Consider the following 26244-nt stretch of genomic DNA (forward strand, 5'->3'; position numbering starts at 1 on the left):
AGGCACGACAGACACAGAGGGACGCACGACCCATGACAACTGACAGCACCCAGCCGCCCGACGCCCCGGCCATCGCCGTTCAGGACGTGCGCAAACGCTATGGCGACCGCCGGGCGGTGGACGGGGTCTCCCTCGACGTGCACCGCGGCGAGTTCTTCGGACTGCTCGGCCCCAACGGCGCCGGCAAGACCACCCTCATCGAGATCATGGAGGGGCTGCGGCAGGCCGACGGGGGCACCGTCCGCGTCCTCGGCCAGAGCCCCTGGCCGCGCAACACCGCACTGCTGCCCCGGATGGGCGTGCAGACCCAGGCTTCGGCGTTCTTCGTACGGCAGAGCGCGCGCGAGCACCTCGTGACGGTCGCGGGCCTGTACCGCTGCGACCCGGCGGCCGCGGACCGCACGCTGGAGAGCGTCGGCCTGACCGAGCAGCGCGACGTCCTGGTCGAGAACCTCTCCGGCGGTCAGCGCCAGCGCCTGGCCATCGCCTCCGCCCTCGTCCACAGCCCCGAGCTGATCTTCCTGGACGAGCCGACCGCCGCCCTGGACCCGCAGGCCCGCCGCGACCTGTGGGAGGTGCTGCGCGCCCTCAAGAGCGAGGGCCGCACCATCGTCTACACCACCCACCACCTCGACGAGGCCGAGGCGCTCTGCGACCGCGTCGCGATCCTCGTCGGCGGCAGGGTGGCCGCCCTGGACTCTCCGCACCGGCTGGTCACCGCCGCCGGCGCGCCCGCCCGGCTGCTGCTGCCGGAGGGCCGGCTCGGCGTCGAGGAGGCCGCTGCGCTGCCCGGTGTGGACCGGGCCACGCTCCAGGGCGGCTCGCTGGTGCTGGAGACCGCCGTGCCCGGCAAGGTGCTCCAGGCCGTGGACGCCCTCACCGGGCTGGACGGGGTGATGACCCGGACGGCCACCCTGGAGGACGTCTATCTCGAACTCACCGGCGCCGCACACCCCGGCCCCCAGGCCGGCCCCACCACGCAGACGGAGTACCAGGCATGAGCGCATACACGGCCCTGACCGCCGCCGGCTACCGGGCGCAGGTCCGGGACAAGGCCACCCTCTTCTTCACGTTCGCCTTCCCGCTGCTCTTCCTGATCGTCTTCGGCCTGATCTTCAGCGGGCAGGACGTGGAGGAGAGCGGCCGCCCCTACATCTCGTACATCGCGCCCGGCGTCATGTCGTGGGGCGTCGCCAACGCGGCCGTGTTCGGAATCGCGTTCACGCTCATGCAGTGGCGGCGCGACGACCTGCTGCGGCTGATCCGGCTGACGCCGACCCCGCTGACGACCGTGCTCGCCTCCCGGTACGTACTGGCCCTGGCCATCGGCGTGGTGCAGGCGGCGGTGTTCGTCGCGGTGGCGATGCTGCCCGGCTTCGGCCTGGTCCTGGACGGACGCTGGCCGCTGGTGCTGCCCGCCCTCGTACTCGGCATCACCGCGTTCCTCGCCATCGGCGTGATCGTCGGCACCTACGCCAACACCCCCGAGGCCGTCGCCGCCATCGCCAACTGCCTTATGGTGCCCATGGCGTTCCTGTCCGGCTCGTTCCTCCCGCTGGACATGATGCCGTCGTGGCTCCAGTCGGTCTCCCGGGTGCTGCCCCTGCGGTACCTGAACGACGCCGCGACCGGCGCCCTGACCGGCAGCGGATCCCTCGCCGCCATCTGGACCGGCTGCGCGGCGCTGCTCGGCTTCGCCCTCCTCTTCGGCGCGATCGGCCTGAAGACCTTCCGCTGGAGCAACCGGACATGACCACGACCCCGCCGCGCCCCCTCGCCCCCGACGGGACGCCCCTGGAGACGGCCCGGCGAGGCCTCGCCCGGGCCCTGGATCCGCTCGGCGCCGCCGTGGTGACCCTCGGCGTGCACGACGCCCTCGGGCCGCGCTCCGCCGACCCGTTCGCGGCGGTCCGGCCCGGCGCCACGGTGCACCTCACCGCCCGGGAGGTGCTCATCGGCCCGTGGGGCGGCGACGGCACGGCGCCGGCCTGCGGCCAGTGCCTGGCCATGCGCCGGCAGCGGCTGCGCAGCCGCAGCGAGCGCGACGCGCTGGAGACCGGCGGCGGACCGGGCACGCCCACCGGGCCCGAGTGGCCGCGGCTGTCCCCGTACGCCCACGACGCCGTGTACGCGCTGCACGAGGCCGTCCACGGCGGCCGGGTCACCGCCCCCGCCGGAACCGAGGCCGACCGGGCACTGCCCCAGGTGTCCCGGCTGGACCTGGAGACGCTGCGGATCCGGACGTATCCGCTGCTGGCCGACCCGCTCTGCCCGGACTGCGGCCCGCGGGGCACCGACACGCCGCGGCCCTTCGCACCCGAGTCCCGGCCCAAGCCCGACCCCGGTGCGCAGCGGCTGCGGGCCGCGTCCTCGTACCCGATGCCCTACACGGCGCTGGCCAATCCGGTGACCGGGGTGCTCGGCGGCGGCACCTGGCTCAACGTCACCTCGCCGACCACCGCCCCGGTCGCCGGAAGCGTCTTCATGCGCGGGTACGCGGGACTGACGGACGTCACGTGGAGCGGGCAGGCCAACAGCTTCGCCGCCAGCCGCGACCTCGCCCACCTGGAGGGGCTGGAGCGGTACGCCGGAACCCACAGCCGCACCGGCAACGCGCCGCTGACCGCCTCGTACGCGGAGCTCGGCGAGCGGGCACTGGACCCCGCCGCGTGCGGGTTCTACGCCCCCGAGACCTACCGCGACGACCCGCTCGTGTCCCCCTTCGACCCGGACCGGCCCATCCCATGGGTGTACGGGCACTCGCTGCGCGACGACCGGCCCGTCCTGGTCCCGGCCCGGCTCGTCTACTACAGCGCCGGGCTCGCCGCCGACAACTTCGTCTTCGAGTGCTCCAACGGCTGCGCCATCGGCAGCTGCCTCGAAGAGGCACTGCTCGGCGCGCTCCTCGAACTCGTCGAGCGCGACGCGTTCCTGATCGCCTGGTACGCGGGACTGCCGCTCACCGAGATCGACTTGTCGACGGTGCCGGGAACGGCGGTGCGCACCATGGCCGACCGGGCGGCGCTCCAGGGGTACGACGTACACGCCTTCGACAACCGTATCGACCTGGCGGTGCCCGTGGTGACCGGGCTCGCGGTACGGCGCGACGGCGGCCCGGGGCTCTTCTCCTTCGGCGCCGGGGCCGCACTCGACCCGGCGCGGGCCGTAGAGGCGGCGCTGTCGGAGGTTCTCACCTACATACCGCACCTGCCCCGCCAGGTCGAAGAGCGGCGCGGCGAACTGGAGGCGATGGCGGCGGACTTCGGCCGCGTCCGGCACCTGAAGGACCACGCCCAGCTGTACGGGCTGCCGGCGATGGCCGAGCACGTGCGGTCCTACCGGGAGCCGACGGCCGTGCGCGCGATGGCCGACGTCTACCGCTCCTGGACCGAGCACGGGCGCCCGCGCACCGGCGACCTGCGGGACGATCTGCGGTGCTGTGTCGATGAGCTGACGCGCGCCGGGCACGATGTGATCGTCGTCGACCAGACCACCCCGGAGCAGCGGCGGATCGGGCTGCGCACGGTCTGCGCGGTGGTGCCGGGCCTGCTGCCGATCGACTTCGGCTGGTCCCGGCAGCGCGCCCCCCGCCTGCCCCGGCTGCGGACCGCGCCGCGACGGGCGGGACTGCGCGAGGCCGACCTCACCGCCGACGGCATCCGCATGGTCCCGCACCCGTTCCCGTAGGCACCGCACACGGCCGGATGCCCCGGTCCTCGCACGGGCGAGGGCCGGGGCATCGGTGTCCGCGCGCTCTGACGGGTCAGGCGGAGCAGGAGGTGGTGCTGGTGGTGGAGGAGCAGGTCGAGGTGGAGCTGCAGCTCGTGGAACCGGCGAGCACGACCTCGCTGGCGTCCGAGTAGTCGGAGATCTCGAAGGTCTCGGACTCGAGCTCCAGGATCTCGTCCGCGAGCGAGGCGAGAGGCGACTTCTCCATGATGACTCCTTCTGGGGCGGGACCGGCACCGGGCTGTGCTGTGCCTGCGCCCATCAGAACCGGTCACGCCGTCACCCGACCCCCCGTCCCGCTGACACTCCACTGACACGATGTGACAGCGCCCTGCCGTTCACGCTCCCGCCGCACGGGCGGATCATGGCGGCATGACCGCTCACGCACCCGCGGCGCTCGCCCGACTGGACGCGCACCTGCGCGACCTGACCACGTTCTACCTGGAACTGCACCGGGATCCCGAGCTGTCGGGAGCGGAGCGGCGCACCGCCGACCGCTTCGCCGGACGGCTGGAATCGGCGGGGTACGCGACCACGCGCGGCATCGGCGGCCACGGAGTGGCCGGGGTGCTGCGCAACGGCGACGGGCCCACCGTCCTGCTGCGGGCCGAACTCGACGCCCTGCCCGTGCGGGAGACCAGCGGGCTGCCGTACGCGGCCGACGGCGAGGCGGCGCACGCCTGCGGGCACGATCTGCACCTGGCCGCGGCGGCCGGCACCGCCGCGCTGCTGGCCGGGGCGCCGCACACCTGGCGCGGCACCCTCGTGGTGGCCGGGCAGCCCGCCGAGGAGACCCTCGAAGGGGCCCGGGCGATGCTGGCCGACGGCCTCTACCGGCGGTGCGGCCGCCCGGACGAGGTACTGGCCCAGCACGCGGCCCCGCTGCCCGCCGGGATGGTGGCGCACGGGTACGGGCCCGTGACGGCCGGAAGCGTCACCTTCCGGGTGGTGGTGCACGGCCGGGGCGGGCACGCCGGCGCCCCGCACCTCGCCGTGGACCCGGTGGTGGCCGCCGCCCACGTGGTGACCCGGCTCCAGACGGTCGTGGCCCGGGAGGCCGCCCCGGCGGAGCAGGTGGCGGTGACCGTCGGCTCGTTCCGGGCCGGAGACCGGGCGAACGTCATCCCGGACCGCGCCGAACTGGCCGTGACCGTACGGGCGGTGAGCGAAGCCTCGCTGGCCCGGGCGGCCGCGGCCGTGGAGCGGATCGTGCGCGCCGAGTGCGTCGCGGCGGCCTGCCCCCGGGAGCCGGAGATCGACCGGCTGTCCGCCTCGCCCGTCACCCACCCCGACCCGGGACTGACCGCGGCGGTACGGGAGGCGCACGCCGCCGAGTTCGGCGCCGGGCGGGTGGCGATGTGGCCGCCCTCGCTCGCCACGGAGGACTTCGCCCTGTTCGGCGACGCGGGGCAGGAGGTGCACGGCGAGCGGGGCATCCGGCTCGGCTACTGGATGCTGGGCACGGCCGGCCCCGCCGCCTGGTCCCGCGCGCCCGGCACGACGGCGGCCGAGAAGCTGGCCGCCCTGCCCGCCAACCACGCCCCGGACTTCGCCCCCGACGTCCGCACCGCCCTGCCCGCGGGCGTCCGGGCCCTGACCACGGCGGCGCTGGCCCGGCTCGGCTCCCCGTGACGGCGTCGGGGGAGCGGGCCGGGCCCCGCGCGCCCGGCCCGGACGGTCAGGCCGGGTCCTTCAGGCTCTGCGCGGCCCGGGCGGCGGCCTGCTCGATCGCGAGGCACTCCGCGTACACCGGAAGCAGACCCGCGGCCCGCGCCTCGGCCAGGGTCGGGGCCACACCGTCGCGCTCCGACACGACGCGCGGGACGTCCTGCGGGAGCGGCAGGTCCAGCTCCGGGTCGAACGCCGAGATCGCCAGCTCGTGTTCGGCGACGTAGGGGCTGGTCAGCAGGTACGACACCACGGACTCCTCGCCCAGGCCCACGAATGCGTGGCCGACGCCCACCGGGAAGTACACGGCCTTGAACGTCTCCGGATTCAGCCGGACGGCGTCCCACTGGCCGAAGGTCGGCGAACCCACCCGGATGTCGATCACGATGTCGAGCACCTCGCCCTGCGGGCAGTACACGTACTTGGCCGTACCGGGCGGCGTCGTGGTGAAGTGCACCCCGCGCACCACCCCGCGCCGCGACCTGCTGTGGTTGCTCTGCGCCACGCGGAACGCGGCCAGCCCGGTCGCCTCCGCGAAGGCGGCCTCCTGGAACGGCGAGACGAACAGCCCCCGGTCGTCGGGGAAGACCCGCGGGGTGAACTCGAAGGCGCCGTCGACGGTGAGCTTGCGTGCTTCCATGTCGTCTCCTGGATCGTCGGGTGCGAGGTGGGGCGGTGCCGGGGCCCCGCCGGGTCAGACCTTGAGCAGGACCTCGCGGACGGCGGCGATCACCCGGTCCTGCACCTCCGGCGTGAGCGAGGGGTACATGGGCAGCGAGAAGATCTGCCCGGCCAGCTCCTCGGTGACCGGCAGCGAGCCCTTGGCGTAGCCGAGGTGCGCGAAACCGCTCATGGTGTGCACCGGCCAGGGATAGCTGATGTTCAGCGCGATGCCGTGGGTCCCCAGTGCCTCGAGGATCGCGTCACGGCGCGGATGGCGGACCACGTAGACGTAGTAGACGTGCTCGTTGCCGTCCACGACCCCGGGCAGCACCAGGTCGGTGTCGCCGAGGCCCTCGGCGTACCGTTCGGCTACGGCCCGCCGGGCCGCCACGTAGTCGTCCAGCCGGCGGAGCTTGCGGCGCAGGATCTCGGCCTGGAGCTCGTCCAGCCGGGAGTTGTGGCCGGGGGTCTCCACGACGTAGTAGCGCTCCTCCATGCCGTAGTAGCGCAGCCGGCGCAGCCGCGCGGCGGTGTCATCGGCCGAGGTGAGCACCGCCCCGCCGTCGCCGTAGGCGCCGAGGACCTTCGTCGGGTAGAAGGAGAAGGCCGCCGCGTCGCCCGTGGAGCCGGCAACCCGGCCGTGCCGGCGGGCACCGTGCGCCTGGGCGCAGTCCTCCAGCAGCTTCAGGCCGTGGTCGGCGGCCAGCCGTTCGAGCGGCGCCAGGTCGACGCACTGGCCGTACAGGTGCACCGGCAGCAGGGCCCGGGTCCGGTCGGTGATCGCCGCCGCGACCTGTGCGGTGTCCATCAGGTAGCTGTCCGGGTCCACGTCGACGAAGACCGGCCGCGCTCCGACCGCGTCGATGGCCAGGACCGTGGGGGCGGCGGTGTTCGAGACGGTGACCACCTCGTCCCCGGGCCCGACACCGAGGGCCTGCAGACCGAGTTTGACGGCGTTCGTCCCGTTGTCCACGCTCACGCAGTGCCCGGAGCCGTGGTAGGCGGCGAACTCCTCCTCGAAGCTCCGCATGCTGGCGCCGAACACCAACTGCCCCGACCTGAAAACGGAGTCGACGGCGTCGAGCAGGTCCGCGCGCTCGTTCTCGTACTCCTGGAGGTAGTCCCACACCCGGATCGTCATACGTGTTCCGTCCGTTCTGTCCGTACGGTGCCCCGGCCGGGACCGGCCGGGGCCAGGGGGAGCCGCCCCGGCCGGTTCAGGCGCGTGCGTCGGCGAGCGCGTCGACGGTGGCCCGCAGGGCCTCCTCCAGCGGCACCCGGGGCCGCCAGCCGGTGGCCTCGCGGAACGCGGTGGAGTCGATGGTGACGCTGCGGAAGTCGGTCGCCGGGGCGTGCGCGGGGGGTGTGGTGGAGAGCACCGGCACCGGGGGCCGCCCGGTGCGGACGGCCACGAGCCGGGCGATCGTCCGGAACACGTCCCCGAGCGGTTCGCCCCGCCCCGAGCCGAGCAGCCAGTGCCGGCCCACCAGCGGGTCCGGCCGCTCCACGGCCGCCAGGAAGGCCTGCGCGATGTCCTGGACGCACACCAGGTCGCGCCGTACGGTGCCGTCGTGCCACAGGGTGAGCGGCTCGCCGGCGAGCGCGCGCCGGACCATGAACGACACCACGCCCCGGTCGTCCGCCCCGGCGGCGGCGGGGCGGCCGAACACGGTGGGCAGGCGCAGGCTGACGCCCCGCACCGCCCCGGCCGCGGTGGCCTCCTTCAGGAGTTGCTCGGCGCGCAGCTTCTGGCGGTCGTACTCGGTCTCGGGGCGGTCCGGCTCGCTGCCGTCGATCGGCTCCGCCCGGGGCAGCCCGGTCTGCGAGGCAGCGCCGGAGTAGAGCACCAGCGGGGGCCCGCCGCCCGGCCGGCGGCCGTCCAGGACCTCGACCAGGGAGCCCATCACGCCGACGTTGACGGATTCCGGGCTGCTGCCCGTGCCGGCCGCCCGCCACCCGTCGCTGTGGCTGACCAGGGAGACGACCACGTCCGACCCGGCCACCGCCCCGGCCAGCGCCCCGAGGTCCGTGAGGTCGGCCGTGCGGACCTCGGTCAGGGCCTTGCCCGGGGGCACGCTGCTGGGCCGGCGGGCCACCGCCCGGAGCCGGACCGGGAGCCGGCTGAACGCCGCGGTGACCTCCGAGCCGACGAAGCCGGACGCGCCCAGCACCGTGATCAGCGGAGCCCCGGCGGGGAGGGGGGCGTCGGGAGCCTGGTGCGTCATGCGTCAGCTGCCTTCGCGGTCGAGGGCCGCCGCCGGCGGCCGGCCAGTGCGGTCACCGGGCGTTCCACCAGCGCGTGCAGGAGCCAGGCCAGGGCCAGCGACAGCCCCAGGCCCAGGACGACGACCAGCAGTTCGACGCCGAGCGAGGAGGTCCACTCGGGGCCCAGCGCCTTCCTCAGCTGCGTGAGCACCAGGTAGTGCACCATGTAGAAGGCGAAGGACAGTTCGCCGAGCCGGACCCAGACCGGCCCGCGCAGCGGGGAGGCCGTGCCGCGGGCGTCGGCGGTCGCGGCACTGGCGATCAGCGGCACCAGCCACACCGAGGCGATGCCCCCGACGCCCAGCAGGTAGACGGAGTACGTGGAGACCACGTACCCGGTGGCCGCCAGGGCGAGCGCGGGCAGCATGCCGATCCGCACCCACTGGCCGGTCAGCACCAGCCGGGCCACCAGGATGCCGAGGACGAAGTCGAGCATCCGCACGGGCGGGAAGAAGTAGACGAACCACACCTGGTGGTAGGACATCGACTCGAAGCCGGGGTACGGCAGGGCCGGCTCGTTGGAGATCACGTACCGTCCGACCAGCGCCGCGCCCGCGCACAGTCCGACCACCGTCACGGCCGCGGGCCACAGCAGCCGTCGCGGTATCCGCTCGACCGCCGCCAGCAGGAACGGGAAGGCGAGGTAGAACAGCAGCTCGCAGGAGAGCGACCAGCTGACCGGATTGCCGGAGGAGGCGACCAGCGGGTCCGGCCACCAGGACTGCAGGAGCAGCAGGTTGGGCAGCCAGTCGGTGACACCGAGGGCCGTGCCCGTGCTCACGGCCAGCAGGACCGCCGCCGCCAGGGTGACCAGGTGGTTGGGAAAGATCTTGGCGAGCCGTCGGCGCAGGAACAGGCCGCGCGAGGTGCCGGGCCGGTAGGACCAGGTCAGCACGAAGCCGCTGAGGACGAAGAAGAAGCCCACGCCGTAGCTGCCGCCCCGGTCCATGGCCGAGTTCAGCCACTCGCCGGTGCCGCCGCTGACGAACCTGACCTCGACGAAGGAGTGGTACAGGAAGACCAGCAGCGCCGCGACGAAGCGCAGCCCGGTCAGCGTGTCCAGCCTGGCGGGCGGCGGGGAGCCCGGTCCGTCCGCGGTGGGCCCGTCCGGGGCGCCCGGACCGGTGGGCGGCCGGGGTTGGGCCAGGTCTCTCGCCGGTAGCTCGGTCATGGTCGGGTCTCCTCGGGGTGCTCTGGGTGGGGGAGTGGCTCGGGCGGGGTCACCACGCGCTGGGGAGGCAGGCGAGCAGGGTGCGGGCCTGGATGTTGACGTGGTGCCCGAACCTGGTCATCCGGGCCAGCTGGTCGAGGGTCGCCCACCGGTACTCGGGGGGCTGCTCGAGCGGGAAACCCTCGGGGGCCTCGACGAGCATGTTGCGGCTCTCCGCCCGGTGGAAGCGCCCGCCCTCCTCGGACTGGAGCACGTCGTAGTGCACCCGCGGGGCGGGGGCCGACAGCACCTCGCCGAGGTAGCGGGAGCGCTCGCCCGGCAGGCACTGGACGGTCGGCGCCAACTCCGGCCCGTTGAGCGACCCCGCCTCCTCGTACGCCTGCACCAGCACGTGCAGGACACCGTCGAGCCGGGTCGCCAGGAAGGCGTGCACGGCGACCCCGGTCGGCTCCAGCAGCGGCTGGGACCACGAGGGCACCTCGCGGTTGCCGGCCTCGACCTGGGCCCCGATGACGCTGAACGCACCGCCCCCGCGCAGCGCGATGCTGTCGGCCGTACGCACCCAGCCCGCCCGTTCGGTGTCGTTGAGGGGCACCCGGCGCACCGAACCGGGCGCGCCGGCCCGCATGTCGGTCAGCCAGCGGGTCAGCTCCGCCAGGGTGTGCCGGGGCCGCGCCGCCGGACTGAGCGAGTGCAGCACACCGGCGCCGAACCCGGTGGCACCCGCCGGGGCGAAGCCGGCCGAGTCGACCGGGACGCAGGACAGCACCGTCCGGGAGTCCATGTTGACCACGTGCTCCTGCTGCAGGAGCAGCCGGAGCTGACCGAGGGTCAGCCAGTGGAAGTCCTCGTGCGGCGGTACGTCCTCGGTGGTCTCCACCACCATGTGTCTGTTGCGCTTGTGCAGGAAGTACGAGCCGTGTTCGGACTGCAGGAGGTCCACCAGCACCTCGGCCCGGCCCGGGCGGGCGAAGTACTCCAGATAGCGGACGACGGAACCGCCGTGCGCCTGCGTGTAGTTGCTGCGCGTCGCCTGCACGGTCGGCGACAACTGCACGGTGTTGATGTTCCCGGGTTCCATCTTCGCCTGCATCAGGAAGTGCAGGACGCCGTCGAACTGCCGTACCAGCAGGCCGAGGGTGCCGATCTCGGGCTGGACGATGATCGGCCGGGCGGCGCCCGCCACGAGGCGGTCGCCGTCCTCCGCGCGCAGCCCCTCGATCGAGAAGAACCGGCCGGTGCGGTGCCGCAGGTTCCCCGTGCCGGGCTCCGAATACCACTGCTCCAGCGCGTCGAACGGGATCCGGGAGACCTTGAACCGGCGCGCGCAGCGTTCCGCGTACCAGGTGTGGAACGCGCTCAGCGGGAAGCGGGGGCTGTCCTCGGCCGCCAGGGAGAGCATGAAGCGCTGCGCGAGGGGTGGCTCCTGCACGCCGGACGGCGAGCGGCTGACCGACAGGGCCGGTGATGGCTCTTCCATGGCTACTCCGCAGCGGGTGGGCCGGCCGGGGAGGCCGGGGTGTGGTCGGCCGGGCTCGGGGTGCGGGTCCTCTTGGGTGCGCTCATCCGGTCCGCATCTCCGACGGTGTCCGACAGGCGAGTCAGAGCGAGAACCTAGGAGCCGCCGCACGACAGCGGATAGACACAATTGCGCATTCGCGGGCCTCCGCGGAGCGGGGCGACGGCCGGGGCGACGGCCCGGACGGCAACCCCTCCGCCGCCCGGTGGTCCTCCACTAGGCTGCGTCGCGGCAGACTTCCGCAGGACGGGATGGGTCGTGACTCCACAGACATTGACGGACCGTGAGTTAAACCGGGCGCTGCTGGCCCGGCAGGGACTGCTGGAGCGGCTCGACCTGCCGTTGCCGCAGGCCGTGGAGGCCATCGGAGCCGTCCAGGCACAGTACGGCCCGGCGCTGCCGGTCGCCCTGTGGACCCGGGTGCGAGGCGTGGACGCCGACAGCGTGCGGACCGCCCTGGAGCAGCGCACCCTCGTGGTGGGCACGCTGCTGCGGCGCACCCTGCACCTGGTGACCCCGGCCGAACACGCCGCGTACGCAGCCGTCGTGGTGGCCGCCGGGGACGACACCTGGCGCCGGACCCGAGGTGAGTCGGACGCCGCGGCGGACCGGTTCAGGGAGGGCCTCACCGAGTTCGCCGGATCCGTGGCGCGCTCCCCGGAGGAGGTCACGGACTGGATCGAGAAGTGGGTCGCGGCCCATCCGCAGGCCATCGACGCGGGCGAGCTGGAGTTCCAGCGGACCTACAAGTGGCGGCCGTTCCGCTCCACCGTGGCCGTGACCCGCTCGCCGGCCGGCGGGGTCTGGGACGAGGCGGTGCCGGAGGGGGTGCTCGCGGCCCCCGCACCGGCCGGCGGCCCGCCCGCCCCCGAGGCCGCGCTGCACGACGTGGTCCACCGCCACCTGCGGGCCTTCGGACCGGCCGGAGCCGCCGACATCGCCCAGTGGACCGGGATGAAGGTCACCCCCGTCAAGGCCCTGCTGAAGTCGCTCGAGGGCCGGCTGGCGGTGTTCAAGGACGAGAGCGGCCAACTCCTCTACGACCTGCCCGACGCACCCCGCCCGCCGGCCGCCGAGCCCGCGCCGGTGCGCCTGCTGCCCTGGTTCGACAGCACCCTGCTCGCGTACGCGCCGAAGCGCCGGGCCCGGATCCTGCCGCCGGAGCACCGCGACGCCGTGTACGCCAAGGCCAACCTCCAGCTGAAGCCGACCTTCCTGGTCGACGGGACGGTGGCCGGCGTGTGGTCGCTGGACCGCAAGCGCCGGGAGGCCGTGCTCACGCTCACCCCGCTGGAGGAGCTGTCGCGCGCCGTCACGGCCGAGCTGGTGGCGGAGGCCGAGCGGCTCCTGCCGGTGTGCGTACCGGACGGACCGGCCCGCGTGGTGGTGGCCGGCTGAGCACCGGCCCGTACTGGGCACAACTGAGCAGCGGGGGACCCCGGGCGGGCGGTACACACCAGGGAACCGACTGCTGAGGAGTCTTCGATGCGTGTGCTGTTCACGACGACACCGGCCCCCGGGCACTTCCATCCGCTCGTGCCGCTCGCCGCCGCCGCCCGGGCGGCGGGCCACGAAGTGGCCTTCGCCACCGGCAAGTCGATGCTGCCCGCCGTCGAGGCGGTGGGACTGCGCGGCTTCCCGGCCGGCCTCGGCCGGGACGGCGACGGCGACGCCGAGTTCCTCCGCATCAAGGAGAGCGCCCGGGGCCTGGCACCGCACGGTGTGGAGATGGACCGGGTGGCGATCGCCCGCATCCTGTACGGCGTACGGACCCGCCGGATGGTCCCGGACCTGCTCGCCCTGGCGAAGGACTGGCGGCCCGACGTGATCGTGCGCGACAGCTACGAGGTGGGTGGCGCGGTGGCCGCCGAGGTCCTCGGCGTGCCGCACGCGGCGCTGGACACCACCCCGCTGTACGACATGCGGCCCCTCCAGGACCTCATCACCGAGGAACTGGCACGGGCCCGCGAGGAGGCCGGGCTGGCCCCCGACCCCGAGGAGCGGATGCTTCACCGCCACCTGCACCTGTGCTGCGCGCCGCCCGGCTACCTGTACCCGGGGCAGTACCGGCCGCGCACCATGCGGGCCCTGCGGCCCATGCCCTTCGACCGGGCGCAGGACGAGGAACTGCCCGCATGGGTGGCCGGGTTGCCCGACCGGCCGACCGTCTACGTCACCTTTGGGACGATCGCGAACCGCTGGGTGCCGGGGGCCTTCCCCCAGCTGTTCGGCGAGGTGCTGGCCGCGTTCGACGGGGAGCCCGTGAACGTCATCGCCACCACCGACCGGGACAGCGACCCGGCCGAACTCGGGCCGCTGCCGTCGAACATCAGGGTGGAGCGCTACATCCCGCAGAGCCTGCTGCTGCCGCACTGTGCGCTCGCCGTCACCCACGGCGGGTTCAACACCGTGGTGGGCGCCCTGGACGCCGGTGTCCCGCAGGTGGTCATCCCGTTCCTCGGGGACCACCCGGACAACGCGCGCCGCGTCGAGGAACTGCGCATCGGCCGGTCCGTCGACCCGGCGACTCTGACGCCGCAGGCGGTGCGCGCCGCGGCGTCCGAGGTGCTGGCGGACGGGATCCACCGGGAGAACACGCAGCGGCTGCGGGCCGAACTGCGCGATCTGCCGGGTCCGGCCGAGGCGGTCGGGCTGCTGGAACTGCTGGCGTCGGGCGAGAGCCTGCCGCAGGACTGAGCCCGGCCGTCCCCGCCGGGTGGACGGCCGGAGGCCCGTGACCGCGTTCCGGTCACGGGCCTCCGTCGGTTGAGGACGCCTCAGGCGGGTTCCGCCGCGGTCTCCTTCGGCTCCTTCTCGGCCGGCTGGGTCATCTCCTGGAGTACCGCTTCGACGTGCCGCTTGCGCAGCAGGGCGACGAACAGCACCGCTCCGGCGAGCAGCAGCAGGGCGCCGACCGCGAACGCGGCGCGGAACCCGGAGACCTGCGCGGCCAGTTGGGCGGCCGTGTCGGGGGAGGGGTTGCCGCCGAGCTCGGCGGTGGCCTGGCGCACGGCGATGGCCGACAGCACGGCGAGGCCCACCGCGCCGCCGATCTCCTGGACGGTCTGGTACAGCCCGGAGGCCAGACCGGCGTCCGACTCCGGGACGCCGGAGGTGGCTAGCAGGGTGACGGGGACGAACGCGATGCCCAGACCGATGGACAGCATCAGCAGGCCGGGCAGCAGGTCGCCGGCGTACGTGCCGTTCTCCGGCAGGCGCGACAGCAGCAGCATGCCGCCGGCGCCGAGGGCCAGACCCGTCGTACCGACGGGGATCGGCCCGATCCTGCCCACGGTCGGCTGGGCCAGGGTGGCGCCGACCATCACGCCGATGGCGGCGGGCAGGAAGGCCAGGCCGGCCCGCAGCGGGCTGTAGGCGAGGACGCCCTGGAGGTACAGGGAGGAGAAGAAGAACATGGAGAAGATGCCCGAGGTGAGCATCAGCAGGACGAGGTCGGCGACGGCCAGCGAGCGGATCCGGAAGATCCCGAACCGGACGATCGGCGCACGGCTGCGCAGCGAGGCCACCACGAACACGGCGAGCAGGACCGCCGTGCCGGCCGCGGCCCCCAGGGTGCGGGCCGAGGTCCAGCCCCAGGACTCGCCGTTGCTCAGCGCGAGGACGAGCAGCAGCAGGCCGCCGGTGATGCTGACGGCGCCGACCACGTCCACCGACCGGTCGCCCTCGGTGACCCGGGAGTCCGGGATGAAGCGCGAGCCGAGCAGGACGGCCGCGCCGACCGGGATGTTGATGAAGAAGATCCAGTGCCAGGAGAGCGAGGCCGTCAGCAGCCCGCCGAGGAGCAGGCCGAGCGCGCCGCCCGCCGCGGCGATGGTGCCCCACGCGGCGAGCGCCTTGGTGCGCAGCGAGGCGTCCTTGAACGAGGTGTTGATGATGGAGAGTCCGGCGGGCGCGATCATCGCACCGGCCAGGCCCTGGACGCCGCGTCCGACGATCAGTACGGTCGCGTCGGTCGCCAGGCCGTTGACCGCGGAGGAGACCGTGAACAGGACGACGCCGGCCAGCAGCAGCCGCTTGCGGCCGAAGAGGTCGCCGAGCCTGCCGTTGAGAATCAGGAAGCCGCCGAACATCAGCGCGTAGACGTTCACGACCCACTGGAGGTCGCCCTGGGACATGTGGAGGCCGGAATTGATCGACGGCAGGGCCACGTTCACGATCGTCGCGTCCAGCACGACCATCAGGTCGGCGAGACACAGGAACACGATGATCAGTGCGGGTCGGCCGCCCGGTCCGGACAGTGCTGGTGCAGGGCTCGACGAGGAGCCTTTGGCAGGTGAGGTGGTCACTGGCGCTCCTGACAGAACAGCAGGTCGGTGGACCCGGCGAGGCCGGTTCCGCGGGATCGTAACATCGGAAGCGGACCTCCTGGTCCGTTTATTTGAGACAGATGTGGGCGGTGATGACGAGGGGTCGTGGGGACGGTCCGGGCAGCCGGTGCGCGTGGCGGCCTGCCCGGCGGGCCGGGCGGGTGGCGCCCCGGACGCGGCCGGGGCGGGCCCGTCACGGCGCGCCGAGCGCCTCCACCGCCCGGCGGTAGTCCGCCAGGGAGGGTGCGGCCACGGCGTACGGCCGGTCCGCGGCTCCGGGGGCCGGCGTGCGGAGCCCGTCGAAGACCACGTCGAGGTAGCGCTGCCACAGCTCGGGCTGTTCGGCGCGCAGCGGGGCAGCCGCCTGCCGGATGCCGCCGAGCAGCAGCATCACGTCCACGGTGCCGATGTCGGCCCGCACCGCGCCCTGTTCCTGGGCCCGGTACAGCACGCCGGTCACCGCGTCGGTCAGCTTCTCCTCGGCCGCGAGTACGTCGGGGTGCGCGTGCGGGGCCAGCGAGAGCGACTCGAAGAAGCCGCGGTCCGCCGTGTACAGCCGTGCCGCCGCCCGCATGAAGGAGTACAGGGCGCGGCCGGCGTCCTCCTCCTCGGCCAGGGCGAGGGTCAGTCCGGTCAGTTCCTCCAGGCGTTCGGTGGCGATCGCGGCGACCAGCTGGTCCTTGGACGCGAAGCAGCGGAACGCCGTTCCCTTGCCGAGGCCCGCCTCCCGGACGATCTCCGATACGGGGATGCCGAGGCCGCCCTCGGCGAACGAGCGGGCCGCCGCGTCGACGAGCAGCCGCTGGTTGCGGACGGCATCGGCGCGCGACCGGGTGGCCGGGGCGCCGGATGCGGGGGTGCTGGGCACGGTACGGGGACCTCCGGGGTGGTGGGGTCCGGCCGGTCCGTCCCGCCGGACGGCGCGGGTCATCGGACCCGCCCGTCCGGCGGGACGGACCCGCCGGTGGCTGAGGGGGCCCCGACCGAGTGCAGCAGGGGCCCCGCATCATGGTGCCTGACCGGGACCGGGCCCGGCGCGAGGACGCACACCGCTCCGGCGTACCCCTCCGCGGCCGGCAGATCGGCGAGGAACACCTGGTCGGGCCGGGAACCGGGGAACCGGCGCAGGCGCGGAGGTTCGCCCGGAGGGCCCAGGTCGACCTCGGCGAGCGGCACCGTGATGCCCACGCCGACGGCCTTGAGCAGCGCCTCCTTGCGGGCCCAGCAGCGGACGAACCCGGCCGCGTCCGAGGTGCCGGCCGCCTCCTCCGGGCCCAGCGTGCCGGCACCGCGGAAGTCCCCGCCGAGCCCGCCGGGTTCCTCCTCGACGTCCACCCCGACCGGTCCGGCGCGGGTCGCCGCCACCACCACGAACACGCCGGAGTGGCTGGTCGACACGTGCAGCCCGGTCCCGGGCAGCACGGGTCTGCCGTGCTGCCCGGGACACGAGGGGCAGGAGCGGTCCACGCCCACCGCGTCCGGCGCCGACCCGAGCACACCTGCGGCGACCGCCCGCAGCAGGACGGCGCCCAGCGCGGAGCGTTCCCGGTCGGCCGGATGCCGGAAGCGGCGCAGCCGCGCGTTCTCCCCGGCGTTCAGCACGCTCAGGTGCTCCGGGCGGAGCCAGTCCGTCCGGGCCCACCAGACGTCGCAGGGCCGCCCGTTCACGGTGGCGCTACCGCTGCGGGTTCTGCGCGAGCAGGACGGGGACGCCCCCGACGACCTGGAAGTCCCGGGCGCAGTCCAGGCAGGTCAAGGTCGTGGTCCCGGTGTCGTGCCGCAGTCCGGCGTCGGGGTGGTCGGGACAGCCGAGTACGGCGAGCAGGGCGGGGTCGAGGGGCATCGGGGTTCTCCTCCGGGTGGGTCGGTGGGCGGGTGGCCCGGCCGGGCGACCGGGTGGGCCGGGTGGGCCGGCCGGGCGGGTCAGGACGGCAGGCCGTCCGCCGGACGTCCGTGGCGGGCGCGCAGTTCACGCTTGAGCACCTTGCCGAGGAAGCTCCGGGGCAGGGCGCCGGTGAGGACGTAGTGGGCCGGGACCTCGGGTTTCCGCAGCCGGGACTCGGCGAACGCGCGTACCTCGTCGAGCCGGTCGGGGGAGGTCAGTACGAGGACCGCGGTGACGGCCTGGCCGAGTTCGGCGTCCGGGGTGCCGATCACGGCCACCTCCTTGACCTCCGGGTGCTCGTACAGCTCGGCCTCGACGGCGATGCTGGATATCAGCGCGCCGCCGGACCGCACCGCGTCCGCGGACCGGTCGAAGAAGGTCAGCTCGCCGTCCTCGTCGACCCGCCCGAGGTCCGTCATCCTGGTCCAGTCGCCGATGTTGAAGCGCTGGTCGAGGTCGGTGTCGAGATAGCGGCGCTTCGGTGCGGCGGTGCGCATCCAGATCTCGCCGACCGAGCCGGCCGGCAGCGGCTGCTGGTCCTCGTCGGTGATCTGCAGCTCCGTCCCGTGCGCCGGGTGTCCCATGGAGAGCGGTCTGGCCGGGTCGAACAGATGGAGGGTGACGGCCGGAGAGGCCTCCAGCGAGGTGTAGGCCATCGCGAGGGACGCTCCGGGGAGCGCGGCGAGCAGGTCGCGGGCCACGGCCGGCGGGAACGCCGACGAGGCGGTGGTGACGGTGTGGATGCTGCCGAGGTCGTGCCGCTCGTGCACCCGGGCCCGTACGAGCGCCAGCGCGGTGGCAGGCGTGATCATCATCGAGCCGCACGCATACCGGGTGATCAGCGCGGCGATCTGCTCCGGGTCCTCGGGCGGGGCGACCAGCAGGATGCTGCGGGACAGCAGCGGCAGCGAGGCGGTGCCCTGGCTGGAGGAGGTGCCCAGCGGCATCGCGGCCAGCAGGTGGTCCGCGTTGCCGAGGGTGTCGATGGTCGGTTTGGCCCGTCCGAACAGCATGTTGGTGTGGGTCACCGTGATGGCCTTGGCCCGTCCGGTGGTGCCCGAGGTGTACAGGATGTCGGCTATGCCGTCGATCCGCGGCGCGGGCGCCGGCGGGTCGTACCGCCCGGTGTCGAGCGTCTCCAGGGTGGCCGTCCAGCCGCTGGAGCCGGACGGCGGAGCCAGCGCGGAGCCGTGCACGATGCCGTTCACGCCGCACTCCGCCAGCCGGTGCGCGATCTCCTCGGCCGGCATCGTGTCGTTGAGGTGCAGGGTGGTCGCGCCGACCCGCTGGGCCGCGTGGTAGGCGACCGCGTAGTCGATCCAGTCGAGCCCGCCGAAGTACAGGGCGATCCGGCGCAGCCGCGGTTCCTTGAACCGCAGCAGGCCGTGCGCGGCGGCGTCGGCGCGCCGGTCCCACTCCCCGAAGGTCAGCGGGTCCCGGCCGTCGACGACGATCGCGATGCCCTCCGGGTCGGCGGCCGCCCGCTCCCGCAGCAGGTCGGTCAGCGTACGGGTCGGCGTACCGTCCGAAGGGTCGGCCTGCGGCAGGCCCGTGCTGGTGCTCGATCCCATGTCAGCTCCCCGGCCGGTCAGTTCTTCACCAGGACGGTGAGCGGCACCCGCCACACCTGGTGCCGTTCGCGGTCCGGGTCCGGCAGCGCCCGCAGCGCCGCCACCACCGGGACGACCAGCCGCTGCCAGTCCGCGTCGCCGACGTCCTTGAGGTAGGACCAGACCCGGCCCGCGATGCTGTCCGCGTACTGGTTCGGCGTCAGATCGATCTCGTACGGGTTCACCGCGGCCTCCTCCAGCACCCGCAGCCCGTACGTGGCCGCGGCCGCCGCGAGGCGTTCGGGGGTGTCGGGCACCTTGGGCTTGAGGACGTTCAGCGGCGCCTCCGCCGCGACCAGGTCGTCGGGCTCGGCGACGGGGACTCCGTGCACGGTGACCAGGCGGCCGCCGGGCGCGAGCACCCGGGCGGTCTCGGCGAGCACCCGGTCCATGTCGTCCACCACGTGCAGCACGTGCACCATGACCACGTTGGGCAGCGAGCCGGAGGCGAACGGCAGGTACTGGGCGTTGCCGACCACGACCCGGCCGTTCAGGCGGCTTTCCGCCCGGGCGGCCATCTGCGGGGCGACGTCCACGCCGAGCACGCGATGGCCGAGCTCGGTCAGGCCGACGTCGACCAGGCCGGTGCCCAGGCCGATGTCGAGCACCGGACCGGGGAGCAGGTGCGGGGAGAGGTCCTCGGCTGCCTTGCGGCCGCGCTCCAGACCGCCGTGGTAGGCGTCGTAGTCGTCGGCGTCCTTGTCGAACCGGAGGGACTCGCTGGTGACAGAGGTCATGAAGGCGCACTCCAATCATGGGGCCGACGGGGCCCGCGGGGTGCCGCGGCCGACGTCCCGAGCGAAGAGGACCGAGCGGTCCGCTTGCCCCGGGAGTCTAGTCGATCTGGTGCCGCCGGGCGTTGCCCAAGATTGAGCAGAGCCCGGTTTCCCGGCCCCGCTAGCGTGGCCGCACTGCGGAATCGGGCGTGCGGATCGGCCGCCGGTGCAATCCGCCGAACCAGGCAGAAGGGAATTCTCCTCATGGCATGGTCTTTCATTCCCCCGGCCGCCGAACAGGTCGCCGAACCCCCCGAGCAGTTGCTGCACACCGGCAATTCCGGACTGATCATCCACCGGGTAGGACAGCTCGCCTACGAATTCCGCACCGAGGGCCGGTCATTCGCGCGGGATCTGCAGTTCTTCACGAACAAGGCACTGCACCCGAATGCCACCACCCTCGTCTACGAGGAGCTGTTCGGAACACAGGACCGGCTGCACTGGCTCATTCACATGCGGGCCCCCAACGACTACGGCCAGCTGCTGGAAATGGTCGACCACGACACGGACTTCCAGGAGGTCGCCAGCTCCGACAGGCTCGCCGAGCAGGGCGGCGGCAACTGGGAGCGGATGTTCCTCCAGGGCTCCTTCCACGAGAAGGTGATCGTCCCCCAGCACGGACTCACCCACGCCCACGAGGAAGCCGACCTCGGCGGTCTCTTCGCCGTACCGGCCCGCTTCCAGACCGGGCAGCTCCCCGAGCAGCAGCTCAACAGCGCGAACGCCGGCGTCGTCATCCACCGCACCGGGCAGGTCAAGTTCGAATTCCGCAAGGAGGGGCGCAACTTCGCCTTCGCCTGGCTGAGCCGCATCAACGAGGCACTGGCCGGCCACGCGACCGTCTTCCTCTACGAGGAGCAGTGGGGCACCCAGGACCGCCTGCACTGGATGATCCACCTCCGCAGCCTCGACGACTACCGCCGCATCGTCGAACTGGAGCGCACCGACGCCGAGTTCCGCGAGATCCTGACCGGCGAACGGATCCCCGCCGGACGCGGCGGCGGCAACTGGGGCCGGATGTTCCTGGACGGCACCCTCCAGGAGACCGTCCTCGTACCGCACCACGCGGGAGCGGGCAGCTAGATGGAGGTCGGCATCGAGGCGGTCAACGCCTACGTGGGCAGGGCCTCGCTGGACGTCCGCACCCTCTTCGAGGCGCGCGGACTGGACATGCGCCGCTTCGGCAACCTGATGATGCGCCAGAAGTCGGTCAACCTGCCCTGCGAGGACGCCGTCACCAACGCCGTCAACGCAGCCAAGCCGCTGGTCGACGCGCTGTCCCCGGCCGAGCGCGACCGCATCGAACTGGTGATCGTCGGCACCGAGTCCGGCCTGGACTACGGCAAACCGCTGAGCACCTACGTCCACGACGCGCTCGGCCTCGGCCGGCGCTGCCGGTCCTTCGAGACCAAGCACGCCTGCTACGGCGGCACCGCCGCGCTGCGTTCGGCCGCCGCCCTCCTCGAAGTCGGAGCGGACCCCGACGCGAAGGCGCTGGTCATCGCCGCCGACGCGGCCAGCGCCGCCGCCCGCGACACCTACTGGGAGCCGTCCCAGGGCGCCGGTGCGGTGGCGATGATCGTCGGCGGCCGGCCGCGGATCCTGGCCCTCGACCCCGGAGCCAGCGGGTTCTACAGCTACGAGGTGATGGACACCCTGCGCCCCCGGCCGGACCTGGAGGCCGGCGACTCCGACCTCTCGCTGCTCTCCTACCTGGCCTGCCTGGAGCACAGCTACCGGCACTACGCGGAGCGCGTCGTCGGCGCGGACATCGTCACCACCTTCGACCGGCTGGTCCTGCACACCCCGTTCGCCGGCATGGTGCGGGCCGCCCACCGCACGATGCTGCGCAAGCTCAAGGGCTACGGGACCGCCGCCGTCGAGGCCGACTTCGACCGGCGCACCGCCGCCTCGCTCGCGTACTGCTCCCGGGTCGGCAACGTCTACTCCGCCGCCCTCTACCTCGCCCTGTGCTCGCTGATCGACCAGGACGGGCCGCAGGCCGGCGCCCGCCGGGTCGGCATGTTCTCGTACGGGTCCGGCTGCGCCTCGGAGTTCTACAGCGGGGTGGTGCCCGAGGGCGCCGGGGCGGAACTCGCCGCGCTGGGCATCGGCGCCGCCATCGAGGACCGCTACCCGCTCGCGATGCCCGAGTACGAGACGATCGCGGACGGCGGCGCGCTGCGCATGGCCGGCGTACGCGACCAGCGCTTCGACCCGGACGGCTACGGGCCGGTCTACGAGAAGGGGTTCGCCGGCCGCGGGCTCCTCGTACTCGACGAGATCAGCGGGTTCCACCGGAGGTACCGGTGGAGCTGACCGGGACCGCGGGGGGCCCGGCCGGCCACCGGACGCTGCGCGTGGAGCACGACCGGGGCCGGCTGACGGTGACGCTCACCCGGCCGGGGGAGCGCAACAGCATCACCCGCGAGCTGATCACGGAGCTCGGTGCCGTACTGGACCTCGCCGAGCGCACCGAGGACTGCCGGGTGGTCGTCCTGCGGGCGGAGGGCGACACCTTCTGCAGCGGCATGGACCTCGCCGGCGTCGCGGCGGCGGACGGCGCGGACGGTGCGCACGGCGCGGGCGGGGGGATCGAGGGCGTCCAGGACACCCGCAAGGGCGGGGAGGACTACTTCGCCCTGCTGGAACGGTTCACCACCATCGGCAGGATCGTGGTGGCCCAGGTGGACGGCCACGCGGTCGGCGGCGGCGTGGGGCTGGTCGCGGCCAGCGACTTCGTACACGCCACCGACCGCAGCCGGTTCAGCCTCCCCGAGGCGCTCTGGGGGCTGCTGCCCTGCTCCGTCCTGCCCTTCCTGATCCGGCGGGTCGGCTTCCAGCGGGCCTACGCGATGGCGCTCGGCACCCTGCCGGTCGCCGCCCGCGAGGCCGCCGTCCACGGACTCGTCGACGAACTCGCCGAGGACCCCGGGCCGGCGCTGCGCCGGCTGCTCTTCCGCGCCTCCAAGCTGGACCCCGCCACGGTCACCGACCTCAAGCGCTACATGGGCCGGCTGTGGATCGTCGACGAACAGACCCGGAAGACCGCGGTCGACGAGTTCGTCCGCCTGATGTCCTCGGACCGGGTCCGCGACCGGATCGCCGGCTTCGCCGGTCTGGCGGCCGGGCCGGGCCGCGAGGCCCCGCCCCCGCTGCCGCCTCCGGCGCCGGCCCCGCGCTGAGCCGGGGCGGCCCGGCCCCGGTCGTTCCATCCGCTCACCGACGACGAGGAGGCACCCGTTGCGTGCCTGGATATTCCCGGGGCAGGGATCGCACCGCAAGGGCATGGGCGCGGGCCTGATCGACCGCCACCGCGCCCTGGTGGACACCGCCGACGCCATCCTGGGCTTCCCGCTCGAGCCGCTCCTGCTCGACGACCCCGACGGGCGGCTGGGCGACACGCGCTACGCCCAGCCGGCGCTCTTCGTGGTGGAGGCCCTGACCGTGCTCTCCGCACGCGCGGACGGCGAACCGGAGCCCGACGTGCTGGCCGGCCACAGCCTCGGGGAGTACGCGGCGCTGTTCGCGGCCGGCTGCTTCGACTTCGAGACCGGGGTGCGCCTGGTCAAGCGGCGGGGCGAGCTGATGTCGGGCGACGGGGACGGCGGGATGCTCGCCGTCGTCGGACCGTCCGCCCAGGAGCTGGCGGACGCGCTGGCGCGGTACGGCGCGGACACGGTGGACATCGCCAACCACAACGCGCGGACGCAGGTGGTCCTGTCCGGCCCGGCGGAGCGGCTTCGGGCGGTGGCGGCCCGGCTGCGCGAGGACAAGGCGGGCAGGACGGTCCCGCTGGCCGTCCGCACGGCCTTCCACTCCCGGTACATGCGGGAGGCCGCCGCGGCGTTCGCCGGATACCTGGCCGGGTTCACCCTGCGCCCGCCCGCCCTCCCGGTGATCGCCAACGTGACCGCCGCACCGTACGGGGACGACGTGGCCGGGCTGCTGGCCCGGCAGATCGCCGAACCCGTGCACTGGGCGCAGACCATGGACCACCTGCTCGCCCTCGGGGTGCGCGAAGTGATCGAGCGGGGCCCCGGCACGGCGCTGTCCGGTCTGTGGAAGACGGCCTTGAAGGACAGCCCCCCGAGGCCTGCGCCTGCGCCTGTACGGGTACCCGCGTCCGTGCCGGCGCCGTCGGCCGAGCCCGTGGCCGCCGGCACTCCCGCCGTGTTCCGGGCGGAGGGCCTCGGCAGTGCCGGGTTCCGCCGTGACCACCGGGTCCGCGCCGCCTACCTGGCGGGGTCGATGTACAAGGGCATCTCCTCGGCCGAGCTGGTGCTGCGGATGGGCCGCGCCGGTCTGATGGGCTTCCTCGGCACCGGCGGGCTGGGCCTCGACCGGATCGCGCGGGACCTCGAACGGCTCGCCTGGGAGTCCGGTCCGGACCGCCCGTACGGGGTCAACCTGCTGCACACGCCCGCCGATCCGGCGCGCGAGGACGCGGTCGCCTCGCTCTGCGTCCGCTACGGGGTGCGGAGCGTCGAGGCCGCGGGCTTCACCCGGATCACCCCGGCCCTGGTCCGGGTGCGGTTCGCCGGCGCGAGCCGCGACGCGGACGGCCGGCCGTCCGCCGGCCGGCACGTGGTGGCCAAGGTGTCCCGTCCCGAGGTGGCCCAGGCCTTCCTCGCCCCCGCGCCCGCCGCCGTGGTCGACCGGCTGCTCGCGGAGGGCGGGCTGACCCCGGAGGAGGCCCGGATCGCCCGGGAACTGCCGGTCAGCGGCGACCTGTGCGTCGAGTCCGACTCGGGGGGCCACACCGACGGCGGTGTGGCGCTCGCCCTGCTGCCGACCATCGCCCGGCTGCGGGACAGGGCGGGCGCCGAGTACGGCTACCACCGGCGGATCCGGGTCGGGGCCGCCGGCGGGCTCGGCACCCCCGAGGCGGTGGCGGCCGTGTTCCTGCTCGGGGCCGACTTCGTGCTCACCGGCTCGGTCAACCAGTGCTCGCCCGAAGCGGGCACCGCGGACGCGGTCAAGGAGATGCTGGCCGGGCTGGACGTCCAGGACACCACGTACGCGCCGGCCGGTGACATGTTCGAACTGGGCGCGCGGGTCCAAGTGGTCCGCAGGGGCACGCTGTTCCCGGCCCGGGCGAACAAGCTCTACCAGCTCTACCGGCAGTACGGCGCCCTCGAAGAGCTGGACGAGCGCACCGTGCGCTCCCTGGAAGAGCAGTGCTTCGGACGCCCGGTCGAGGAGGTGTGGCGGGAGACCCGGGCGCACCTGGCGCGCACCGACCCCGAGGAGCTGGCCCGGGCCGGCCGCAGCGCCCGGCACCGGATGGCTCTGGTCTTCCGCTGGTACTTCGTCCACTCGACCAGGCTGGCCATGCACGGCACCCCGGAGCAGCAGGTCAACTACCAGATCCACTGCGGCCCGGCGATGGGCGCGTTCAACCGGTTCGTCGCCGGGACCGACCTCGCGGACTGGCGCCGCCGCCACGTGGACGTCATCGCCGACCGGCTGATGACGGGAGCCGCCTCCATTCTGACGGACCGGACAAACGCGATCCTCCGTGCGCAATTCTGAGCAGGAACTGTCACCCCGGCTCCATAGTCTCTGACGGGGGATTTCCGGAACGTTCCCGGCGGCATTCACCGGGTATTCGATCAGGAGGGTTTCATGACCGCAGCGGAGACCGGGGAATCGACGGACGAGGCCAGGGCGGTCGTAGCGCCGGCCGGTCACCAGACGGTCCTGGCGCCGGAGAAGATCCTGCACTCCGGGAACTCCGGAATGATCGTCGAACGCACCGCCCAGGTCCGCAGTGAATTCCACTCGGAATCACGCGAGTTCGCCCGGGAACTCGCCGAATACATCAACACCTCCCAGGAGGGCGTGGCGAGCGTCTTCGTCTACGAGGAGACCTTCGGCACGAAGGACCTGGTGCACTGGCTGATCCACCTGAAGTCGATGGACGACTACGAGACGCTGGTCCGGATGGGCAGCCAGGACGAGGACTACCGCGGCCTGTTCGGCAAGGCCCGCATCGATGAGAGCAAGGGCGGCGGCAGCTGGGCCCGGATGTTCGTCGACGGCACCTTGAAGGAGGCGGTGCTGCTGCCGCAGTTCTGGGGCATGTACGGCACCGCCGTGGACGGCACCCTGGAGCGGCAGAGCGCGGTGTTCCAGCAGGGCGGCACCGCCGTCTCGCTGCCGCCGGCCCGTCACCAGACCTCGCAGCCCGACGACCTGCTGCTGCACTCCGCGAACGCGGGCATCGTCATCCACCGCACCGCCCAGATCATCTACGACTTCCGCTCCGAGGCCCGGCAGTTCGCCCGCGAGGCCGCCGAGGCGATCAACGACAACCTGGCGGGCGAGGCCACCGTGCTCCTCTACGAGGACGCCTTCGGCCCCATGGACCGCATCCACTGGATGATCCACATGCGCTCGCTGGGCACCTACCAGCGGCTGCTCCAGCTGCACGTCCAGAACGAGAGCGTCCGGGACATCTTCTTCCGGGAGCGGGCGCCCGAGAAGGGCGCCGGCGGCACCTGGGCCCGCATGTTCGTCCAGGGCTCCTTCCAGGACGTCGCCCTGACACCACACCACTGGGGTCTGTACGCCACGGAACTGCCCTCGGCGCGCTGAACCCACTCACCCCCGGACCAGGAGGTGTCG

General features: G+C 73.5%; 23 protein-coding genes. 11 read left to right on the top strand and 12 right to left on the bottom strand.

What is annotated here, in order from left to right:
• Positions 1–32: 32 nt before the first annotated feature.
• From ACTVZO_RS34350 to ACTVZO_RS34360, 3 genes are read left to right on the top strand one after another with little or no spacing between them, the layout of a single operon-like run.
• On the top strand, positions 33–1001 hold the full coding sequence (locus ACTVZO_RS34350; RefSeq protein ID WP_443302040.1) for an ABC transporter ATP-binding protein: 969 nt from the start codon (positions 33–35) through the stop codon (positions 999–1001).
• A complete protein-coding gene (locus tag ACTVZO_RS34355; RefSeq protein ID WP_443302041.1) occupies positions 998–1753 on the top strand; it encodes an ABC transporter permease in 756 nt (251 codons plus the stop codon). Before ACTVZO_RS34350 ends, ACTVZO_RS34355 begins: the two co-directional genes overlap by 4 nt.
• Positions 1750–3687, top strand: a complete 1938-nt coding sequence (locus ACTVZO_RS34360; protein ID WP_443302042.1) for a TOMM precursor leader peptide-binding protein — start codon at positions 1750–1752, stop codon at positions 3685–3687. Before ACTVZO_RS34355 ends, ACTVZO_RS34360 begins: the two co-directional genes overlap by 4 nt.
• A gap of 76 nt (positions 3688–3763) precedes the next feature.
• Here ACTVZO_RS34360 and ACTVZO_RS34365 read toward each other — a convergent pair whose 3' ends face one another.
• A complete protein-coding gene (locus tag ACTVZO_RS34365; protein ID WP_007268044.1) occupies positions 3764–3937 on the bottom strand; it encodes a thiazolylpeptide-type bacteriocin in 174 nt (57 codons plus the stop codon).
• Between the two features lie 164 nt (positions 3938–4101).
• Here ACTVZO_RS34365 and ACTVZO_RS34370 point away from each other — a divergent pair, with 164 nt between their 5' ends.
• Positions 4102–5361, top strand: a complete 1260-nt coding sequence (locus tag ACTVZO_RS34370; RefSeq protein ID WP_443302043.1) for an amidohydrolase — start codon at positions 4102–4104, stop codon at positions 5359–5361.
• A gap of 46 nt (positions 5362–5407) precedes the next feature.
• Here the strand turns inward: ACTVZO_RS34370 and ACTVZO_RS34375 are convergent, their stop codons facing one another.
• From ACTVZO_RS34375 to ACTVZO_RS34395, 5 genes are all read right to left on the bottom strand, one after another.
• Positions 5408–6037: a dTDP-4-dehydrorhamnose 3,5-epimerase family protein gene (locus ACTVZO_RS34375; protein ID WP_443302044.1), complete on the bottom strand. Its 630-nt coding sequence runs from the start codon at positions 6035–6037 to the stop codon at positions 5408–5410.
• Positions 6038–6091: 54 nt separating this feature from the next.
• Positions 6092–7201 carry a DegT/DnrJ/EryC1/StrS family aminotransferase gene (locus tag ACTVZO_RS34380; protein WP_443302045.1) on the bottom strand — a complete coding sequence of 370 codons (1110 nt, stop codon included), beginning with the start codon at positions 7199–7201 and terminating at the stop codon, positions 6092–6094.
• Between the two features lie 76 nt (positions 7202–7277).
• Positions 7278–8285 carry an NAD-dependent epimerase/dehydratase family protein gene (locus tag ACTVZO_RS34385; RefSeq protein ID WP_443302046.1) on the bottom strand — a complete coding sequence of 336 codons (1008 nt, stop codon included), beginning with the start codon at positions 8283–8285 and terminating at the stop codon, positions 7278–7280.
• On the bottom strand, positions 8282–9496 hold the full coding sequence (locus tag ACTVZO_RS34390; protein WP_443302047.1) for an acyltransferase family protein: 1215 nt from the start codon (positions 9494–9496) through the stop codon (positions 8282–8284). Before ACTVZO_RS34390 ends, ACTVZO_RS34385 begins: the two co-directional genes overlap by 4 nt.
• Positions 9497–9545: 49 nt before the next feature.
• On the bottom strand, positions 9546–10976 hold the full coding sequence (locus tag ACTVZO_RS34395) for an NDP-hexose 2,3-dehydratase family protein (protein ID WP_443302048.1): 1431 nt from the start codon (positions 10974–10976) through the stop codon (positions 9546–9548).
• A 297-nt stretch (positions 10977–11273) separates the two neighbouring features.
• On the opposite strand from ACTVZO_RS34395, the gene ACTVZO_RS34400 reads away from it, so the two are divergent.
• Positions 11274–12413 carry a winged helix DNA-binding domain-containing protein gene (locus tag ACTVZO_RS34400; protein WP_443302049.1) on the top strand — a complete coding sequence of 380 codons (1140 nt, stop codon included), beginning with the start codon at positions 11274–11276 and terminating at the stop codon, positions 12411–12413.
• 87 nt (positions 12414–12500) lie between these two features.
• On the top strand, positions 12501–13712 hold the full coding sequence (locus tag ACTVZO_RS34405) for a glycosyltransferase (protein ID WP_443302050.1): 1212 nt from the start codon (positions 12501–12503) through the stop codon (positions 13710–13712).
• Positions 13713–13792: 80 nt separating this feature from the next.
• Here ACTVZO_RS34405 and ACTVZO_RS34410 read toward each other — a convergent pair whose 3' ends face one another.
• From ACTVZO_RS34410 to ACTVZO_RS34435, 6 genes are all read right to left on the bottom strand, one after another.
• Positions 13793–15322, bottom strand: coding sequence for an MFS transporter (locus ACTVZO_RS34410; RefSeq protein ID WP_443302051.1), 1530 nt, complete (start codon positions 15320–15322; stop codon positions 13793–13795).
• Positions 15323–15536: 214 nt separating this feature from the next.
• Entirely contained in the window at positions 15537–16211 is a 675-nt protein-coding gene (locus ACTVZO_RS34415) for a TetR/AcrR family transcriptional regulator (RefSeq protein ID WP_443302052.1), read from the bottom strand.
• A 59-nt stretch (positions 16212–16270) separates the two neighbouring features.
• Positions 16271–17011, bottom strand: coding sequence for a 4'-phosphopantetheinyl transferase family protein (locus ACTVZO_RS34420; RefSeq protein WP_443302053.1), 741 nt, complete (start codon positions 17009–17011; stop codon positions 16271–16273).
• Positions 17012–17018: 7 nt separating this feature from the next.
• Positions 17019–17186 (bottom strand): hypothetical protein, encoded by a 168-nt coding sequence (locus ACTVZO_RS34425; protein WP_443302054.1) that lies wholly within the window; start codon positions 17184–17186, stop codon positions 17019–17021.
• A gap of 80 nt (positions 17187–17266) precedes the next feature.
• Positions 17267–18799, bottom strand: coding sequence for a class I adenylate-forming enzyme family protein (locus ACTVZO_RS34430; protein WP_443302055.1), 1533 nt, complete (start codon positions 18797–18799; stop codon positions 17267–17269).
• Positions 18800–18816: 17 nt separating this feature from the next.
• Positions 18817–19575, bottom strand: coding sequence for a class I SAM-dependent methyltransferase (locus tag ACTVZO_RS34435; RefSeq protein ID WP_443302056.1), 759 nt, complete (start codon positions 19573–19575; stop codon positions 18817–18819).
• Positions 19576–19818: 243 nt separating this feature from the next.
• Here ACTVZO_RS34435 and ACTVZO_RS34440 point away from each other — a divergent pair, with 243 nt between their 5' ends.
• The 5 genes from ACTVZO_RS34440 to ACTVZO_RS34460 all read left to right on the top strand — a co-directional run bounded on the left by ACTVZO_RS34440 (position 19819) and on the right by ACTVZO_RS34460 (position 26214).
• The gene (locus ACTVZO_RS34440) at positions 19819–20697 is read left to right on the top strand and encodes a DUF6039 family protein (protein WP_443302057.1); all 879 of its coding nucleotides are present in this window, start codon (positions 19819–19821) and stop codon (positions 20695–20697) included.
• Positions 20698–21933 (top strand): hydroxymethylglutaryl-CoA synthase family protein, encoded by a 1236-nt coding sequence (locus ACTVZO_RS34445; RefSeq protein WP_443302058.1) that lies wholly within the window; start codon positions 20698–20700, stop codon positions 21931–21933.
• Positions 21924–22799, top strand: coding sequence for an enoyl-CoA hydratase-related protein (locus ACTVZO_RS34450; protein WP_443302059.1), 876 nt, complete (start codon positions 21924–21926; stop codon positions 22797–22799). Before ACTVZO_RS34445 ends, ACTVZO_RS34450 begins: the two co-directional genes overlap by 10 nt.
• A 58-nt stretch (positions 22800–22857) precedes the next feature.
• Entirely contained in the window at positions 22858–25149 is a 2292-nt protein-coding gene (fabD, locus tag ACTVZO_RS34455) for an ACP S-malonyltransferase (RefSeq protein WP_443302060.1), read from the top strand.
• A gap of 93 nt (positions 25150–25242) precedes the next feature.
• On the top strand, positions 25243–26214 hold the full coding sequence (locus tag ACTVZO_RS34460) for a DUF6039 family protein (RefSeq protein ID WP_443302061.1): 972 nt from the start codon (positions 25243–25245) through the stop codon (positions 26212–26214).
• The last annotated feature ends 30 nt before the right edge of the window (positions 26215–26244 follow it).

This window comes from Streptomyces sp. IBSNAI002 (assembly GCF_052244475.1).
GTDB lineage: Bacteria > Actinomycetota > Actinomycetes > Streptomycetales > Streptomycetaceae > Streptomyces.

Excerpts from the sequence above, each read along its gene's own strand:
- ACTVZO_RS34350 (WP_443302040.1), top strand. The coding sequence starts at position 33 with ATGACAACTGACAGCACCCAGCCGCCCGACGCCCCGGCCATCGCCGTT.
- ACTVZO_RS34355 (WP_443302041.1), top strand. The coding sequence starts at position 998 with ATGAGCGCATACACGGCCCTGACCGCCGCCGGCTACCGGGCGCAGGTC.
- ACTVZO_RS34360 (WP_443302042.1), top strand. The coding sequence starts at position 1,750 with ATGACCACGACCCCGCCGCGCCCCCTCGCCCCCGACGGGACGCCCCTG.
- ACTVZO_RS34365 (WP_007268044.1), bottom strand. The coding sequence starts at position 3,937 with ATGGAGAAGTCGCCTCTCGCCTCGCTCGCGGACGAGATCCTGGAGCTC.
- ACTVZO_RS34370 (WP_443302043.1), top strand. The coding sequence starts at position 4,102 with ATGACCGCTCACGCACCCGCGGCGCTCGCCCGACTGGACGCGCACCTG.
- ACTVZO_RS34375 (WP_443302044.1), bottom strand. The coding sequence starts at position 6,037 with ATGGAAGCACGCAAGCTCACCGTCGACGGCGCCTTCGAGTTCACCCCG.
- ACTVZO_RS34380 (WP_443302045.1), bottom strand. The coding sequence starts at position 7,201 with ATGACGATCCGGGTGTGGGACTACCTCCAGGAGTACGAGAACGAGCGC.
- ACTVZO_RS34385 (WP_443302046.1), bottom strand. The coding sequence starts at position 8,285 with ATGACGCACCAGGCTCCCGACGCCCCCCTCCCCGCCGGGGCTCCGCTG.
- ACTVZO_RS34390 (WP_443302047.1), bottom strand. The coding sequence starts at position 9,496 with ATGACCGAGCTACCGGCGAGAGACCTGGCCCAACCCCGGCCGCCCACC.
- ACTVZO_RS34395 (WP_443302048.1), bottom strand. The coding sequence starts at position 10,976 with ATGGAAGAGCCATCACCGGCCCTGTCGGTCAGCCGCTCGCCGTCCGGC.
- ACTVZO_RS34405 (WP_443302050.1), top strand. The coding sequence starts at position 12,501 with ATGCGTGTGCTGTTCACGACGACACCGGCCCCCGGGCACTTCCATCCG.
- ACTVZO_RS34425 (WP_443302054.1), bottom strand. The coding sequence starts at position 17,186 with ATGCCCCTCGACCCCGCCCTGCTCGCCGTACTCGGCTGTCCCGACCAC.
- ACTVZO_RS34430 (WP_443302055.1), bottom strand. The coding sequence starts at position 18,799 with ATGGGATCGAGCACCAGCACGGGCCTGCCGCAGGCCGACCCTTCGGAC.
- ACTVZO_RS34435 (WP_443302056.1), bottom strand. The coding sequence starts at position 19,575 with ATGACCTCTGTCACCAGCGAGTCCCTCCGGTTCGACAAGGACGCCGAC.
- ACTVZO_RS34440 (WP_443302057.1), top strand. The coding sequence starts at position 19,819 with ATGGCATGGTCTTTCATTCCCCCGGCCGCCGAACAGGTCGCCGAACCC.
- ACTVZO_RS34445 (WP_443302058.1), top strand. The coding sequence starts at position 20,698 with ATGGAGGTCGGCATCGAGGCGGTCAACGCCTACGTGGGCAGGGCCTCG.
- ACTVZO_RS34460 (WP_443302061.1), top strand. The coding sequence starts at position 25,243 with ATGACCGCAGCGGAGACCGGGGAATCGACGGACGAGGCCAGGGCGGTC.